Genomic DNA, 15723 nt, shown 5'->3' on the forward strand with positions numbered 1-15723 from the left:
GTACGGCGCAGGGAGCACAGACAGCAGTGGCAGTTCAGCAGGCGGCGGGCGTGGACCCGTACTTCCCGGAGCACGGCGATCCGCGCTACCGGGTGCACCGGTACGAGCTCGTGGTGGACTACCGCCCCGGCCCGAACCGGCTGTCGGGGACGGCGCGGATCAACGCCATAGCGGGGCGCTCGCCGCTCACCGAGTTCGTGCTGAACCTGGCCGACTACAAGATCGGCCGGGTCCGGCTCGACGGGCGCCAGCCGCACTACACCCACCGCGGCGGACGGCTGCGGGTCCGCCCCGCCAAGCCGATCCGCGCCGGGGCCGCCTTCACGGTCGAGGTGCAGTGGTCGGGCAATCCCAAGCCGGTGAACAGCCCCTGGGGCGGGCTCGGTTGGGAGGAGCTGGAGGACGGGGCGCTGGTGGCGAGCCAGCCGATCGGGGCGCCGTCGTGGTACCCGTGCAACGACCGGCCCGCGGACAAGGCGTCGTACCAGATCTCGGTCACCACGCCGTCGGCGTACGCGGTGGTGGCGGGCGGGCGCCTGCTGACCCGGACGACCAAGGCGTCGACGACGACCTGGGTGTACGAGCAGTCGGCGCCGACGTCCAGCTATCTGGTCGGGCTGGCCATCGGGAAGTACCAGACGGTGCTGCTCGGCGATCCCGGGCCGGGCGGGGTGCCGCAGCACGGGCACATCCCGGCGTATCTGCTGCCGGAGTTCTCGCGGGACTTCGCGCGCCAGCCGGCGATGATGGAGCTCTTCCAGGAGCTGTTCGGGCCCTACCCGTTCGAGGAGTACGCCGTCGTCGTGACGGAGGAAGAGCTCGATGTGCCGGTCGAGGCGCAGGGGTTGTCGCTCTTCGGCGCCAACCATGTGGACGGTGCCCGGGGTTGGGAGCGGCTGGTCGCGCACGAGCTGGCGCACCAGTGGTTCGGGAACAGTGTGTCCATCGCCGACTGGCGGCACATCTGGCTGAACGAGGGCTTCGCGAAGTACGCCGAGTGGCTGTGGTCGGAGCGGTCGGGCGGGCGGACCGCGCAGCAGCACGCGGCGGCGGCGCACCGGCTGCTCGCGGGGCAGGCGCAGGACCTCAGGCTGGCCGACCCCGGCCGCAAGTCGATGTTCGACGACCGGCTGTACCAGCGCGGTGGGCTCGTGGTGCACGCCGTGCGCTGCGCCCTGGGGGAAGAGGCCTTCTTCCGGATGCTGCGCGGCTGGGCCGGTCAGCATCGTGGGAGTGCGGTGACCACGGCGGCGTTCGTCGCGCACGTCGGGCGGTTCGCGTCCGAGCCGGTGGACGATCTGCTGCGGGCGTGGGTGGAGCAGGGGGCGCTGCCGCCGTTGCCGGAGCAGGAGCTGCGGATTCCCGAGCAGCCCGCGTTTCCGCCGGGTTCCTGAGGGGCGCGGGGAACTACGGCGCCAGGATGTCCAGTTCCTGAAGGGCGCCGACCGTGATCTCGCGGGTGAGGTGTTCCGCCCGGACGGCGTCGCCCGAGCGGACCGCCTCCGCGACCTGGACGTGCAGGGTGACCGCGGCCGGGTCGGGGTCCTCGAACATCACCTCGTGGTGGGTACGGCCCGCGAGGACCTCGGCGACGACGTCGCCCAGCCGCGCGAACATCTCGTTGCCGGAGGCGGCGAGGACGACGCGGTGGAAGGCGATGTCGTGGACGAGATAGCCCTCCAGCTGGTGGCCGCGTGAGTGGGCGACCATGCCCAGGGCGCACTCGGTGAGCTCGGCGCACTGGTCGGCGGTGGCGTGCTTGGCCGCCAGGCCCGCGGCCACCGGCTCGATCGCCGAGCGCAGCACCGTGAGCGAGCGCAGCTGGTGCGGGCGGTCCGCGCCGTCCAGGCGCCAGCGGATGACCTGGGGGTCGTAGACGTTCCACTCGGCCTTGGGCAGGACCGTCACGCCCACCCGGCGGCGGGACTCGACGAGGTGCATGGACTCCAGGACCCGGACCGCCTCGCGCATCACCGAGCGGGACACGTCGAAGCGCTGCGCCAGTTCGTCGGTGCGCAGGACGCTGCCGGGCGGGTACTCGCCGGCGGTGATCGCAGGGCCGAGGGTTTCCAGTACATGGCCGTGCAGACCCCGGCCCGGAGTGGTCATGTACTCAGCGTACGGGGTGGATCACGTAGCTTAAAAGTCTGACTTATATGTCACAGACTCTTGAATTCGTCGTACCTAATGAGCTTCAGTTGCGTCGACATCACGTGTCGACGGAGAACAGCAGACAGTGAGGCAGCGATGAGTACCCCCCATGTCGTCGTGGTCATGGGCGTTGCGGGCACCGGGAAGACCACCATCGGTCCCCTGCTCGCGGCCCGGCTCGGCGTCCCCTACGCCGAGGGCGACGACTTCCACCCGTCGGCCAACATCGCCAAGATGTCGGCCGGTACCCCGCTCGACGACAACGACAGGTGGCCCTGGCTCGACGCCATCGGTGCCTGGGCGCACGAGCGGGCGGGGCTCGGCGGGGTGGTCAGCTGCTCGGCGCTGAAGCGGTCGTACCGGGACCGGCTGCGGGCCGAGGCGCCCGGGGTCGTGTTCGTGCATCTCACCGGTGACCGGGCCCTCATCGAGGACCGGATGACGCACCGGCAGGGGCACTTCATGCCGACCGCGCTGCTGGACTCCCAGTTCGCCACGCTCCAGCCGCTCCAGGCCGACGAGGCCGGAGTGGCGGTCGATGTCGCCGGCAGCCCCGAGGAGATCACCGAACGGGCCGCCGACGCGCTGGACGGTCTTCCCGAGTCAGTCGCGTAGCACCTCCCGCACCGCCGCCACCCCCCACGGCAGCACCCCTCCCCCAATCCCCGTACCTGCAAGGGAAACCCCCCGTGACCAGACTCAGCGTCGAGATGCTGGCAGCGGACCCCGTCGAGCCCATCACCTCGGCAGGCCACGCTCAGCTGGGCATCGCCGTCCTGGCGGGCATCGCCGTCATCGTCCTGCTCATCACCAAGTTCAAACTCCACGCGTTCCTGGCGCTGACCATCGGGTCGCTGGCGCTGGGCGCGTTCGCCGGGGCGCCGCTCGACGAGGTCATCGCCAGCTTCACCACCGGGCTCGGCACGACCGTGGCCGGCGTGGGCGTACTGATCGCCCTCGGCGCGATCCTCGGCAAGATGCTCGCCGACTCCGGCGGCGCCGACCAGATCGTCGACACCATTCTCGCCAAGGCAAGCAGGCGGTCGATGCCCTGGGCGATGGTGCTGATCGCCTCGGTGATCGGGCTGCCGCTGTTCTTCGAGGTCGGCGTCGTGCTGCTGATCCCGGTCGTGCTGATGGTCGCCAAGCGCGGCAACTACTCGCTGATGCGCATCGGCATCCCCGCCCTCGCCGGTCTGTCCGTGATGCACGGCCTGGTCCCGCCGCACCCGGGCCCGCTGGTCGCGATCGACGCGGTCGGCGCCAACCTGGGTGTGACGCTGGCGCTCGGTGTCCTGATCGCCATACCCACGGTGATCATCGCCGGTCCGGTGTTCTCCCGGTACGCCGCCCGGTGGGTGGATGTGCCGGCCCCGGACCGGATGATTCCGCAGCGCGCCTCGGAGGAGCTGGAGAAGCGTCCCGGCTTCGGCGCCACGCTGGCGACCATTCTGCTGCCGGTCGTCCTGATGCTCTCCAAGGCGCTGGTCGACATCGTGATCGACGACCCCGAGAACACCGTGCAGCGCGTGTTCGACGTCGTCGGCTCGCCGCTGATCGCACTGCTGGCCGCTGTGCTGGTGGGCATCTTCACGCTGCTCAAGCCGGCCGGGTTCGGCAAGGAGCGGCTGTCGCCGCTGGTCGAGAAGGGCCTCGCTCCCATCGCGGGCATCCTGCTCATCGTGGGCGCGGGCGGCGGCTTCAAGCAGACGCTGATCGACACCGGTGTGGGCCAGATGGTCCTGGACATCTCCGAGAGCTGGTCGATCCCGGCGCTGCTGCTGGCCTGGCTGATCGCGGTGGCGATCCGGCTGGCGACGGGTTCGGCGACGGTGGCCACGGTCTCCGCGGCCGGTCTGGTCGCCCCGCTCGCGGCCGACATGTCGACGACCCACGCGGCCCTGCTCGTCCTGGCCATCGGCGCCGGCTCGCTGTTCTTCAGCCATGTCAACGACGCCGGTTTCTGGCTGGTGAAGGAGTACTTCGGTCTGAGCGTCGGCCAGACCGTGAAGACCTGGTCCGTGATGGAGACGATCATCTCGGTGGTCGCGGGTGGTCTGGTCCTGCTGCTCTCACTGATCATCTAGGGGTACGAGCATGAGTCACCCGCTCTTCGACATCAGCGGACGCACGGCCCTGGTCACCGGGTCCAGCCGGGGCATCGGCCTGGCGCTCGCCCGGGGTCTGGCCGAGGCCGGCTGCACGGTGGTCCTCAACGGACGCGACGGCGAACGCCTCGCCGAGGCCGCCGCCGAACTGCCCGGCGACCGGATCCACACGGCCGTGTTCGACGTGACCGACGGCCCGGCGGTGGCCGCGGGGATCGCCGACGTCGAGGAGCGGGTGGCACCGCTGGACATCCTGGTCAACAACGCGGGGATGCAACTGCGCGCACCCCTGCTGGAGTTCACGGACGCGGAATGGCACCGCATCCTGGACACCAACCTCACCAGCGCGTTCCTGGTGGGCCGTGAGGCGGCCCGCCGGATGACGGAACGCGGCCACGGGAAGATCGTGAACATCTGCTCCCTCCAGAGCGAGGTGGCACGCCCCGGCATCGCGCCGTACGCGGCCACCAAGGGTGCGCTGAAGATGCTCACCAAGGGCATGTGCGCCGACTGGGGCCCGTACGGCGTCCAGGTCAACGGCCTCGGGCCCGGTTACATCGAGACCGAGCTGACCGCGCCCCTCGTCGCGGACGAGGAGTTCAGCGCCTGGGTGCGCCGCCGCACCCCGGCCGGCCGCTGGGGCCGTACCGAGGACCTGGTGGGCGGGGTGCTGTTCCTCGCCTCCCCGGCCGCCGACTTCGTCGGCGGACAGGTGCTGTACGTCGACGGCGGCATGACCAGCGTGCTGTGAAGGAGGCTGCGGGGATGCTCGGTTGTGTGATCCACGGTCGGGGCGACCTGCGGGTCGAGGAACTCCCGGTGCCGGTCCCGGAGCCCGGGCAGGCGCTGGTGGCCGTGCGCTACGGCGGTGTCTGCGGCTCCGATCTGCACTACTGGCGGCACGGCGGGGTCGGCGACTTCCGGCTGCGGGAGCCGATGCTGCTCGGGCACGAGGTGGTCGGCACGGTCGTCGGGTACGGCGACGGCGCGTCAGGTCCCTGTGTCGGTACGGCCGTCGCCGTGCACCCCGCCACGCCCTGCGAGGTCTGCCCGGAGTGCGCGGACGGGCGGCGCAACGTCTGCCGTGACACCCGCTACCTCGGCAGCGCGGCCCGCTTCCCGCATGTGCAGGGCGGCTTCGCGGCCCGGATCGCGGTCCCGGCCGCCCAGTTGCGACCGCTCCCGGCGGGCCTCGGCCTACGGCGGGCAGCGCTCGCCGAACCGCTGTCCGTCGCCCTGCACGCGGTGCGCCGGGCCGGCGAGATGGCCGGACGGCATGTTCTGGTCACCGGTGCCGGGCCGATCGGGTGCCTGGTGGTCGCGGCGGCGAAGGCGGCGGGAGCGGCACGGGTCACGGTGACGGACCTGCTGCCGACAGCGCTGGAGTACGCGCGTGTGGCCGGCGCCGACACCGTCGTACGGGCCGACGATCCGGACGACGCCGGGTGGCCCGCCGAAGTGGACGTGGCGATCGAGGCGTCGGGGGTGGCCGCGGGCCTGGACACCTGCCTGCGGCTCGTCCGGCGGGGCGCGGTCGTGGTCCAGCTGGGGATGCTGCCACCAGGACAGAGCCCGTTCGCGGGAAACCTCGTGGTGAGCCGCGAGATCGACCTGCGCGGGGCGTTCCGCTTCGACACGGAGTTCGACCCGGCCCTGGAACTCCTGGCCACCGAGCCGTCGTTCGACGGGCTGGTCAGCGCGGTGATACCGGTGTCGCAGGCCGAGGAGGCGTTCGCGCTGGCGGCCGATCGGGGCCGCTCGTGCAAGGTGTTGCTGGACTTTGGGGGTTGAGGGTTCGGGGGCGTTCGCGTCGGCCGCCGATCCGGGGCGGTCCCGTGAGGTGCTGCCGGGGTCCGGAGGGTGAGGTTCCGCGGCGGTCGGTGGCCCGAGGTGTGCCGTCGATCCGGGGCGGTCCCGTGAGGTGCTGCCGGGGTCCGGAGGGTGAGGTTCCGCGGCGGTCGGTGGCCCGAGGCGTGCCGTCGATCAGTTGAAGCGGCTTCCCCAGGGAGGCGTTCGGCCCGATGATGAGGTGACTCCTGACGGCTCCGGCAGCCGTCGGGGGCGTGGACTTCGGGGGGCGTCATGGCGGTTTCCCTCGGGATGCGGATCTCGGGGCTGCTCGTCGTAGGGGCGGTGGCGGTGGCTGCCGCGGCCTTCACCGGTGACGGGGGTGGCACGGCGGACGGCAGGGGCGACGGGGGCACCATCGTCACCGCCGGGCCCACGGATGGTGCCGGGCGGTTGCCGACCGACCCTGCCGGGATTTCCTCGGCCCCACCGGCGCAGCGGCCCGACGGGCACATCGGCGCACCCGCGGTGACGGGTACGCCCGGCTCTCCCTATGTCGGCGGCAAGGCGAGCGGGCCCCCGAGGCCCTCCCCCAGCCCCACCGTGAGCCCGAAACTCGTGGCAGTCCCCGACTGGCTACCGCCCGGCCCGGACTCGCCCGACGCCGACGGCACCCTTGATCCGGCCGGTGTGTACGACCTGCTGCGCGACCCCGCCCGGTGCCGGGCCGCCCTGGGTGCGATCCCCCGGCTCACGACCGACGGCGACTGGGTCCTGCTACGTGGTCTGGCCACCGCCTGTCTGGCAGTGCAGGGCGAGGGGGGCAGGTGGGAGCAGGCGGTCCGGGACCATGCCGCTCTCGCGGGCGGCGACGGCTCCTGCAAGGGGCGCGCCGCTCACGCCGTGTTGGGCGCACTGCTCGACTTCCACCGACGGCATCCGGGGGCCATCGTGCGGCTGAAGCCCTCGTCGAGCGAGACCCCCGCGTGCCAATACCGGATCTCGGGGGTGGACACGGGCGGAGACGGTACGGCCAAGCCCGGTGAGGTGATCGGGATCGAGCTGGCCGGCGCGTACTTCGACACGTCCGAGCTGCTGGTGGGTGGGAGCGTGAGCGTCGGCGCACTGCCGGTGCCCGGGGTTCCCGTGCTGAAGCCAGGGGCGGGCGGCAGGGTCGTGCTCTCCGTCGTCGTACCGCCGCTGGAGCCGGGCCCGGTGGATGTGGCGGTGCGGTACGGCGGCACGGAGGTACGGCTGTCGGGCGCGTTCACGGTCGGCTTGCCGGACGTGGTGCTGGAGCCGAGCGGCCCCGGCGAGACCGGCTACGGTGCGGCCGCGTCCGAAGGGGCACGGCACCCCGGCGGTGGGCCGGTCACGGCCGCCACAGGCGGTGCTCCCGCTCGGCCCACTCCCGGCTGACCGAGCCGGTGCGCATGCCGCGCCGGGCCTCCGGGTCCCCCAACGCCATCCCGATGTGTCCCGCGAGGACGATGCCGATGGTGAGGGCGAGCCAGTCGTGCACGAAGGTCGCGCTGGTGCGCCACTCGATCGGGGTGAGGTGGGTGAACCACATGATGAGCCCCGTGCCGAGCATCACGAGCGTCGCCCCGGCGATCCAGGCCGCGTAGATCTTCTGCCCGGCGTTGAACTTGCCCGCCGGACGCGACGAGCGCCGTTTGTCGCGGCGCAGCGCGGCGCGCAGCCAGACGCGGTCGTGCGGGCCGAAGCGGTTGAGGAAGCGGAGATCGGCCCGGAAGAGGCGGGAGGCGAGGCCGGCCAGGACGGGGACGGGCAGCGCCAGTCCGGCCCACTCGTGGACGCGGACCACCAGCTCGCGGCGGCCGACGAGTTCGGCGAACTGCGGGATGTACAGACAGGCCGCCGTCACCACGCACACGCCCATCAGCACGGCCGTCGTACGGTGCACCCAGCGCGTGGTGGGGCCGAACCGGCGGGCGTCGGTGGCCCTGCCGGGGGCGTCAAGTCGTAGGCTCATCGTCGCGTCCGTTCGAGCGGCCGACCCAGGCGTCGACGTCGTAGCCCCGTTCCTCCCAGTAGCCCGGCCGCACGTCCTCGGTGACGGTGATCCCGGAGAGCCACTTGGCGGACTTGTAGAAGTACATGGGGGCCACATAGAGGCGCACCGGGCCTCCGTGGGCGTGGCTCAGGTCCTTGTCCTGCATGCGCAGTGCGACCAGGACGTCGGCGCGGCGGGCCTGGTCCAGGGTGAGGCTCTCGCTGTACGCGCCGTCGAAGCAGGTGAACCGCACCGCCCCGGCGCCCTCGCGCACCCCGGCGGCGTCGAGCAGCTGGGACAGGCGCACGCCTTCGAAGGGTGTGTCGGGGACCCGCCAGCCGGTGACGCACTGGACGTCGCGCACCATCCGGGTCTGCGGCAGGGCGCGCAGGTCGGCCAGTGTGTAGGTCCGGGGGCGGTCGACCAGGCCGTCGATCTTGAGGCGGTAGGTCGTGGCGCTCTTGCGGGGTACGGAGGAGGTCACCGAGTAGTAGCGGAAGCCGCCGCCGTTGGGCAGCAGGTTCGTCAGGCCGGTGGGGTCCTTGTCGGACGCGCTCGCGAGGAAGGACTCCAGGCCGCGCTGGAGGGTGGGCGCGGTGATCACGCCCAGGGCACCCAGGCCGAGGGTGCCGAGCAGGACACGGCGGCCGATCGGCTTGCCCTTCTCCTCGCCCGGTTCGTCGCCCAGGGCCTCGCCCTCGTTCTCGGGCTGTTCGCGGTTCACCCACTCATTCGAACACCCGCGACCCCGGCGGGACCAGGGATCGCGGGTGCTCGTCAGAGTTCCGTAACCACTTCTCGCAGGACTCGTGGTGGTGGCCTGCCGCTACGACTCCTCCGTCGCCGCCTTCTCCAGTTGGAACGCCTCGTTGCCGAGCCCGATCCGGGCGTGCCGCTCGGGGGCGCGGGAGCGCAGGAGCAGGCCCTGGGCCACGCCGACGACCAGCGCGAGGGCGATCACGGCGGGCAGCGCCCAGCTCAGGGTCGAGTCGGGGCCGGCGCCGATCAGGACGTCGAAGTCCTTGACGGTGTAGACGACGATGAAGAGCAGCCCGACGACCGCGAGCCCGGAGGCGGCCAGCCGCCAGAACTGGGCGGCGACGGCACCGCGGCGGACGAAGAAGACGATCACGGAGACCGACGCGGCGGCCATCAGCGCGGCGACGCCCAGCGCGCCGAGGTTGCCCATCCAGGTGAACAGGTGCAGCACCGGTGCGGTCGGGTCGCCGGTCGGCTTGTCGTCGGCGAACGCGAAGGCGGCGACGACCACGAGCGAGATCACGGTCTGGAGCAGCGAGCCGGTGCCGGGGGCGCCGCTCGCGCCGCTGGTGCGGCCGAAGGCGGACGGCAGCAGGCCCTCGCGGCCCATCGCGAAGGCGTAGCGGGCGACGACGTTGTGGAAGCTGAGCATGGCGGCGAACATGCCGGTCACGAACAGCACGTGCAGGACGTCGGTGAACGTCTCGCCGAGCAGGTCCTCGGTGAAGAAGAACAGCAGCCCGGCGCTCTGCTCCTGCGCGGTGCCGACGATCGCGGAGGGTCCGGCGGCGACGGTGTAGGCCCAGCAGCTGATCGTGTAGAACACCGCGATGCCGCCGATGGCGAGGAACATCACGCGGGGGACGAGGACGTGCGGGCGGCTGGTCTCCTCGGCGTAGACGGGGGCCTGCTCGAAGCCGAGGAACGCGGCGACGCAGAAGCACAGGGCGGTGCCGATGCCCGCGCCGCTGAGGGTGTCCGGGTTGAAGGCGTGCAGCGACAGCCCCTCCTTGCCCGGGTCGGCGATGGCGGCGACGTCGAAGACGACCACGAGGAGGACCTCGATGATCAGCAGGACGCCGAGCACCCGGGCGTTGAGGTCGATCTTCAGCCAGCCGAGCGCGCCGACCACCAGGACGGCGAGGAGCGCCGGTATCCACCAGGCGAGCTCCGTGTCGAGGTAGGTGGCGAACAGCCCGGAGACCTCGAAGCCGAAGATGCCGTAGATGCCGACCTGGAGCGCGTTGTAGGCGACGAGCGCGACCATCGCGGCGCCGGCGCCGGCCGTGCCGCCGAGGCCGCGGGAGATGTAGGCGTAGAAGGCGCCGGCGTTGTGGACGTGCCGGCTCATCTCGGCGTACCCCACGCTGAACAGCGCGAGGACGACGCCGAGGATCACGAAGAGCAGCGGCTGTCCGAGGATGCCCATCACCCCGAAGGTCGTGGGCATGACACCGGCGACGACCATCAGGGGCGCGGTGGCGGCGAGCACGGAGAGCAGCAGCCCCGTGGTCCCCAGCCGGTCGGCGCGCAGGGCTCGGTCCTGGCCCTTGAACGTACTGATGCCACCGCCGCCTGGAGCGGTGTCGGCGACTCTGCTGGTACTGGAACTGCCCGTCGTCATCGAAAGATCCGTCCTTCTGGGGGTGGGGTGCGTGGGTGGGCGGCTGCGCGGGTGGGGCGCGGCGTGTCCGTGCGGGCGGAGCGGGGGTGCGGACCGGGGGTGGTGGGGCTGCTCGGTCTCGGTCGGGGGTCTTGCGATCGCGTCGCGCGCGGGGCTGTGGCGTGCGGGCGCGCGCGAGTCCGGGGTGGTCGCGTGGTCGGGGTCCGGGGCGGGCGTCGGAGCCGGGGTCGTCGGACGGACGGTTCGGGGCCCGGCTCGGGGCCGCGGTCGGGTCGGCGCATGGGGCCGGGCGGTGTTCTCACGTCGTGCCGAGGGCGGTGGCGCGGGCGGTGCGGAAGGCGGCGTACGGGTCGCGGTCGGGGTAGGACCACGGCGACGGGGTGGCGTGTTCGCCGATGCGGTGGAACAGGGCGGCGGCCTCGGCGCCCCGGCCCTCGCACACCTTGGCGTGGGCGAGGAAGTTCAGGTCGATCAGACGGCGCGGGTGGCCCTCCTGCTCCCACTCCAGCCACCAGTCGAAGGCGGCCCGCATCACCTGCCGGGCGCGCCGGCCGGTCCAGTGCCCGGAGGCCGCGGCGTCCGGCGGCTCGTGGCCGGCCGCGGCGAGGACGCGGTAGCGCTCGGCGTGGGCGACGACCGGAAGGATGGCGAGCGGGGAGTCGGCGGGGGCCCGGTCGGCGGCCTCGATGGCGAAGTCGTAGACCTCGTGCAGCGGGTCTACGCCGCCGCCGGAGCGGTGCTCGGCGAGCCGGGCGACGATCAGATGATGGGCGTGGTGGTGGTCGGCGTACCGGGCGCGGACCTCGGCGAACAGGCGCCGCACCTCCGCCTCGGCGCCCACGGCGCTCTCCAGCATCAGCAGCCCCAGCCAGGGCGTGGGGTCACCGGGCGCGAGCGCCGCGGCGGCGTGGCAGGCCTCACGGGCCCTCACGGGTTTCTCCTTGCCGCGCAGGGCGCGCTGGACCTGGGCGAGGGCGAGCAGGACGGCGGCGTCCACGGAGTCCGGCTCGGCGAGCAGCCAGTCGCGGGTCCAGGGAGCGCTGTGCGGCTCCTGGGCGAGGACGGTGACGCGGTGCCCTCGGCGGTCCCAGTCGTCGCCGGTGCGGGCGAGCAGCGAGCGGGCCGTCTGCCATCTGCCCTGAGCCAGTGCGGCACGGGCCGCGGCGAGCTCGGCGTCGTCGAGGGCCGCGTCGAACGCGTGGGCCGCGCGCTTGCGGCCGCGGCCGAGGGGTGGCGGAGGTGGGGACACCGTTCCGGGTCCTGTTGTGAGCAATACGTGGACAGTCATCAAACGATCACGCACAGCAAACCCGCAGCCAACGGTTCACGTCAAGGGCCGCCGAGGCGTTACACGCGTCAACTCCCGTTACTGATGTGCCAGTTGAGAGTTTCAACCTGTCCGTAATGTCGGATTTATTGGCAGTGTGTGGCGTACGTCATGGCGAGGTGGGCACCCGCACCGCAGGATTGCTGGAACGCGCACGCCGGGCTCCGGGCCGCTACAGTCGGCCCTTACCGCACCCCGTCCGCCCGGCAGGATTCGAGGTACGCAGCGTGTCGCTCCAGATTCTGATACTCGCCGTCACCGCGGCATGCTGTCTGGGCTTCGGCTTCGTCCTTCAGCAGAACGCCGCCCAGAAGGCGCCGCTGAGCGACTTCCTCTCGCCGCGGATCCTTCTCGACCTGATGAAGGTGCCGCGCTGGCTCGGCGGCATCGGCCTGATGGTGGTCGGCATGGCACTCGGCGCGATGGCGCTGGGTCAGGGCGAGATCTCCCTGGTGGAACCGCTGCTGGCGACGAACCTGCTGTTCGCGCTCATGCTCTCCCGGCGCCAGACCAAGCAGCCCCTGGGCCGCCAGGGCTGGTCCGGCCTCGCACTGCTCGCGGGCGGTGTGACGGCGTTCATCGTCGCCGGACAGCCCACGGGCGGCACGGCCACCGACGACTCCTTCCGGCAGTGGCTGATCATCGGCCTGATGATCGGGGTGGCCCTCGTGCTCACGACGTACGCCAAGCGCTCCCGGCTCAGCGCGGGTCCCGCCCTGCTGGCGACCGCGGCCGGCCTGCTCTACGGCGTCCAGGACGCCTTGACCCGCGTGACCGGGGAACGGTTCGCCGACGGCGGCATGGCACAGGTGCTGACCGGCTGGCAGCCGTACGCCGTCGTGGCGCTCGGCCTCACCGGGCTGATCCTGGTGCAGAGCGCCTTCGAGACGGCTTCCCTGCGCATGTCCCTGCCCGCCCTGACCGCCGCCCAGCCGCTGGCCGGCATCCTCTGCGGCGTCGGCTTCCTCGGCGACCGGCTCCGCACCGACGCCGGCGCGCTGGCGTGGGAGGCCGCGGGCCTGGCCGGGATCGTGGTCGGCATCATCCTGCTCGGCACGCACGCGGCGATGCCGTGCGGGGCGGCCCAGCCGAAGCGCACGCCCGTCCTTCAGACGCCCTGACCGTCCCCCGGGCCGCCCTGCTTGGATGGCCCCATGAGCTCTGCTGACGAGATCCTCGACATCGTCGACGAACAGGACCGGGTCATCGGGCGGTCGCCGCGCGGCGAGGCCTACGCCATGGGGCTGCGCCACCGCTGTGTCTTCGTCGAGGCGCGCGACGCCGAGGGCCGGCTCTTCGTGCATCGCCGCACCCCCACCAAGCTGGTGTTCCCCTCGCGGTACGACATGTTCGTCGGCGGCGTGGTCGGCGCGGGCGAGTCCTACGACGACGCCGCTCTGCGCGAGGCGGAGGAGGAGCTCGGGGTGAGCGGGCTGCCCCGGCCGTCGTACCTGTTCAAGTTCCTGTACGACGACGGCGCCGGGCAGACCTGGTGGTCGGCGGTGTACGAGGTGCGCTGCGAGCTGCCGGTGAGCCCTCAGGTGGCGGAGGTCGCCTGGCACGACTTCCTGCCGGACGCCGAGGTGGAGCGGCGGCTCGCCCAGTGGTCGTGGGTGCCGGACGGGCTGGCGGCGTACGAGCGCCTGAAGGCCCACCGGGCCGCCCGCTGACCCTGCCCCTCGCGGCGGGACCGGCGACGCCCGCCGACGGGCGCCCGGATAGGGTCGGGCATGTGATCGAGTTCGTACGGAACGTCCGGCTGTGGTTCGCGCCCCAGGGGATCCGGCAGGAGGGCAGCACGCCCGACTACCGGTTCTCGCTGGCGAACGAGCGCACCTTCCTGGCCTGGCTGCGTACCGCGCTCGCGCTGATCGGCGGCGGTTTCGCGGTCGACCAGTTCCTGCCGGACCTGCGCTGGGGCTGGCGCGTCGGACTGGCGCTCGCGCTGCTCGCGGCCGGTGTGCTGTGTTCGCTGCGCGCGGTCAACCACTGGGTGCGGTGCGAGCGGGCGATGCGCCGCGGCGAGGACCTGCCGGTGTCGCGGTTCCCGGCGGTGCTGAGCCTGGTGGTCGCCGTCGTGGCCGTGGCGATGGTCGTCGTCGTGCTCGTCGGGTGGGAGGGATGAGCGCCGGTCCCGCCGCGACGCCGGTCCGGGATCCGGGGTTGCAGCCCGAGCGGACGCGGCTGGCATGGCGTCGTACGACACTGTCCGGCACCGTGGCCGCGGTACTCGCCGTGCGGACCGCGCTGCACGGCGGGGTCACGGTGGCCGGAAGTGTCGTCTGTGCCCTGTGCTGCGCGCTGTGGCTGGGTTTCCTGACCCTCGCCCACCGCCGGATCCGCACCCTGGCCGCCTCCGCCGAACCCGAGGCGCTCACGGCCCGTTACGCGACGGCGACCGTCCTGCTCACGGTGGCCCTGGCCGCGTGCGCGGCCGCACTGCTCTTCTGACGCCGCCTGCCCGCCGCTCGACCTCACCCGGCGCCGGTCCGCACCCCCGGTACCTGCCCGGCACTACTCCCCTACTCCGCGCCCTGCCACAACCCCTCCGGCGCCGCCGCCTCCTCCGTGTCCCAGTCCACGGTCACCACGATCTTGCCCCTGGTGCGGCCCTCCTGGTTCAGGCTCTGCGCGTCCGCCGCGCGCTCCAGTGGGAGCGTCTGCGAGACATGCACCGTGACCACCCCCTGCTCCGCCAGCTCGGACAGCCGCAGCAGGTCGTCGGAGTCGGGCCGGACGAAGTAGTAGCGGCCGCCGAAGTCCAGGACGTCCGGGTCGGCGATCGACACCAGCCGTCCCTCGGGGGCCAGCAGGTTGGCCGAGGCCTTCAGCGCGTCGCCGCCGACCGTGTCGAAGGCCGCGTCCACGCCCTCGGGCGCCAGTCCGCGCACCCGTTCCGTCAGCCCCTCGCCGTACTCCACCGGCTCGCCGCCCAGGTCCCGCACGAAGTCGTGGTTGTGCGCGCTCGCCGTACCGATCACCCGGGCGCCCAGGTGGCGGGCCAGCTGGACGGCGATCGAGCCCACCCCGCCCGCGGCGGCGTGCACGAGGATCGTCTCCCCGCGCTTGACCTGGAGCACCTTGGTCAGCACCTGATACGCCGTCAGCCCCACGAGCGGCAGTCCGGCCGCCGCCTCCCAGGTGAGATTGCGCGGCTTGCGCGCCAGGGTGCGCACGGGAGCGGCGACGTACTCGGCGAAGGTGCCGCGCGACAGGACGTCCTCGCGCACACAGCCGATGACCTCGTCGCCGACGGCGAACTCCGTCACCGACGCACCCGGTTGGACGACGACACCGGAGACGTCCCAGCCCGGGACCACCGGGAAGACCGGCTCCAGCAACCGGTCCATGTAGCCCTCGCGGCACTTCCAGTCGACCGGGTTGACCGCCGCCGCCCGCACCTTGACCAGCACGGAGTCGGGGCCGACCCGCGGGTCGCGCACATCTCCGTATGCGAGCACGTCGGGCCCGCCGTAGCGTGAGTAGCTGATCCCCTTCATGGCTCCGACCCTCCGGGGTGGCAGAGCGCCACGCAAGCCGAATGACCTGATATGCGGCGTTCGCGTGGCAGCCTGTCCGACGTCAGACCCCCGCTCCTCCGAAGGTGAGCAGCATGACCACCCTTCACACGGAACACCCCGCCCACGCCCACACCCACGGCCCGGACTGCGGGCACACCGCGGTGCGGCACGGCGACCACACCGACTACGCGCACGACGGCCACCTGCACCGCAAGCACGGCGGCCACTGGGACGAGTGCGAGACGAACGCGCACGTCGCCCACCAGGGTCACACCCACGAGCACGGCGCCGGCTGCGGGCACGAGAGCGTCCAGCACGGCGACCACGTCGACTACCTCCACGACGGCCACCGGCACGCCTCGCACGAGGGCCACTGGGACGACCACTGAGGCCGGACCCAGGCACCACCGAACGCCCACCGAAACACC

At 72.4% G+C, this 15723-nt stretch carries 17 protein-coding genes; 11 read left to right on the forward strand and 6 right to left on the reverse strand.

Annotation, left to right across the window (positions count from 1 at the left end):
- Nucleotides 1-26 precede the first annotated feature (26 nt).
- The gene (locus ACIQWG_RS28620) at nt 27-1394 is read left to right on the forward strand and encodes a M1 family metallopeptidase (protein WP_404100922.1); all 1368 of its coding nucleotides are present in this window, start codon (nt 27-29) and stop codon (nt 1392-1394) included.
- A gap of 13 nt (nt 1395-1407) precedes the next feature.
- Here ACIQWG_RS28620 and ACIQWG_RS28625 read toward each other — a convergent pair whose 3' ends face one another.
- Nucleotides 1408-2109: a FadR/GntR family transcriptional regulator gene (locus ACIQWG_RS28625; RefSeq protein WP_404100924.1), complete on the reverse strand. Its 702-nt coding sequence runs from the start codon at nt 2107-2109 to the stop codon at nt 1408-1410.
- Between the two features lie 138 nt (nt 2110-2247).
- On the opposite strand from ACIQWG_RS28625, the gene ACIQWG_RS28630 reads away from it, so the two are divergent.
- The 5 genes from ACIQWG_RS28630 (at nt 2248) to ACIQWG_RS28650 (ending at nt 7466) form a co-directional block, all read left to right on the forward strand.
- The gene (locus ACIQWG_RS28630) at nt 2248-2766 is read left to right on the forward strand and encodes a gluconokinase (protein WP_404100926.1); all 519 of its coding nucleotides are present in this window, start codon (nt 2248-2250) and stop codon (nt 2764-2766) included.
- Nucleotides 2767-2840: 74 nt separating this feature from the next.
- On the forward strand, nt 2841-4238 hold the full coding sequence (locus tag ACIQWG_RS28635; RefSeq protein WP_404100928.1) for a GntP family permease: 1398 nt from the start codon (nt 2841-2843) through the stop codon (nt 4236-4238).
- 10 nt (nt 4239-4248) lie between these two features.
- A complete protein-coding gene (locus ACIQWG_RS28640) occupies nt 4249-5010 on the forward strand; it encodes an SDR family oxidoreductase (protein WP_404100930.1) in 762 nt (253 codons plus the stop codon).
- 14 nt (nt 5011-5024) lie between these two features.
- Complete coding sequence (locus tag ACIQWG_RS28645) at nt 5025-6050, forward strand: L-idonate 5-dehydrogenase (RefSeq protein ID WP_404100932.1); 1026 nt, start codon at nt 5025-5027, stop codon at nt 6048-6050.
- 291 nt (nt 6051-6341) lie between these two features.
- On the forward strand, nt 6342-7466 hold the full coding sequence (locus ACIQWG_RS28650; protein WP_404100934.1) for a hypothetical protein: 1125 nt from the start codon (nt 6342-6344) through the stop codon (nt 7464-7466).
- Here the strand turns inward: ACIQWG_RS28650 and ACIQWG_RS28655 are convergent.
- From ACIQWG_RS28655 to ACIQWG_RS28670, 4 genes are all read right to left on the reverse strand, one after another.
- Complete coding sequence (locus ACIQWG_RS28655; protein WP_404100936.1) at nt 7420-8043, reverse strand: cytochrome b/b6 domain-containing protein; 624 nt, start codon at nt 8041-8043, stop codon at nt 7420-7422. The genes ACIQWG_RS28650 and ACIQWG_RS28655 overlap by 47 nt on opposite strands.
- Nucleotides 8027-8788, reverse strand: coding sequence for a molybdopterin-dependent oxidoreductase (locus tag ACIQWG_RS28660; protein WP_404100937.1), 762 nt, complete (start codon nt 8786-8788; stop codon nt 8027-8029). The genes ACIQWG_RS28655 and ACIQWG_RS28660 overlap by 17 nt, the downstream gene beginning before the upstream one ends.
- A gap of 102 nt (nt 8789-8890) precedes the next feature.
- On the reverse strand, nt 8891-10447 hold the full coding sequence (locus ACIQWG_RS28665; RefSeq protein ID WP_404100939.1) for an APC family permease: 1557 nt from the start codon (nt 10445-10447) through the stop codon (nt 8891-8893).
- A 298-nt stretch (nt 10448-10745) separates the two neighbouring features.
- Nucleotides 10746-11696: a hypothetical protein gene (locus ACIQWG_RS28670; protein ID WP_404100941.1), complete on the reverse strand. Its 951-nt coding sequence runs from the start codon at nt 11694-11696 to the stop codon at nt 10746-10748.
- Nucleotides 11697-12001: 305 nt separating this feature from the next.
- Between ACIQWG_RS28670 and ACIQWG_RS28675 the strand changes: the two genes are divergently transcribed.
- The 4 genes from ACIQWG_RS28675 (at nt 12002) to ACIQWG_RS28690 (ending at nt 14225) form a co-directional block, all read left to right on the forward strand.
- Nucleotides 12002-12895 (forward strand): DMT family transporter, encoded by an 894-nt coding sequence (locus ACIQWG_RS28675; protein ID WP_404100943.1) that lies wholly within the window; start codon nt 12002-12004, stop codon nt 12893-12895.
- Between the two features lie 33 nt (nt 12896-12928).
- On the forward strand, nt 12929-13444 hold the full coding sequence (locus ACIQWG_RS28680) for an NUDIX hydrolase (RefSeq protein ID WP_404100945.1): 516 nt from the start codon (nt 12929-12931) through the stop codon (nt 13442-13444).
- Nucleotides 13445-13506: 62 nt separating this feature from the next.
- Nucleotides 13507-13899, forward strand: coding sequence for a YidH family protein (locus ACIQWG_RS28685; RefSeq protein ID WP_404100947.1), 393 nt, complete (start codon nt 13507-13509; stop codon nt 13897-13899).
- Complete coding sequence (locus ACIQWG_RS28690) at nt 13896-14225, forward strand: DUF202 domain-containing protein (protein ID WP_404100949.1); 330 nt, start codon at nt 13896-13898, stop codon at nt 14223-14225. The genes ACIQWG_RS28685 and ACIQWG_RS28690 overlap by 4 nt, the downstream gene beginning before the upstream one ends.
- Nucleotides 14226-14296: 71 nt before the next feature.
- On the opposite strand, the gene ACIQWG_RS28695 is transcribed toward ACIQWG_RS28690, so the two are convergent.
- Nucleotides 14297-15274, reverse strand: a complete 978-nt coding sequence (locus ACIQWG_RS28695) for an NADP-dependent oxidoreductase (RefSeq protein WP_404100951.1) — start codon at nt 15272-15274, stop codon at nt 14297-14299.
- 113 nt (nt 15275-15387) lie between these two features.
- Between ACIQWG_RS28695 and ACIQWG_RS28700 the strand changes: the two genes are divergently transcribed.
- Nucleotides 15388-15684, forward strand: a complete 297-nt coding sequence (locus ACIQWG_RS28700; RefSeq protein WP_404100953.1) for a hypothetical protein — start codon at nt 15388-15390, stop codon at nt 15682-15684.
- The last annotated feature ends 39 nt before the right edge of the window (nt 15685-15723 follow it).

It is taken from the genome of Streptomyces sp. NPDC098781, from assembly GCF_044759995.1.
Taxonomy (GTDB): domain Bacteria; phylum Actinomycetota; class Actinomycetes; order Streptomycetales; family Streptomycetaceae; genus Streptomyces.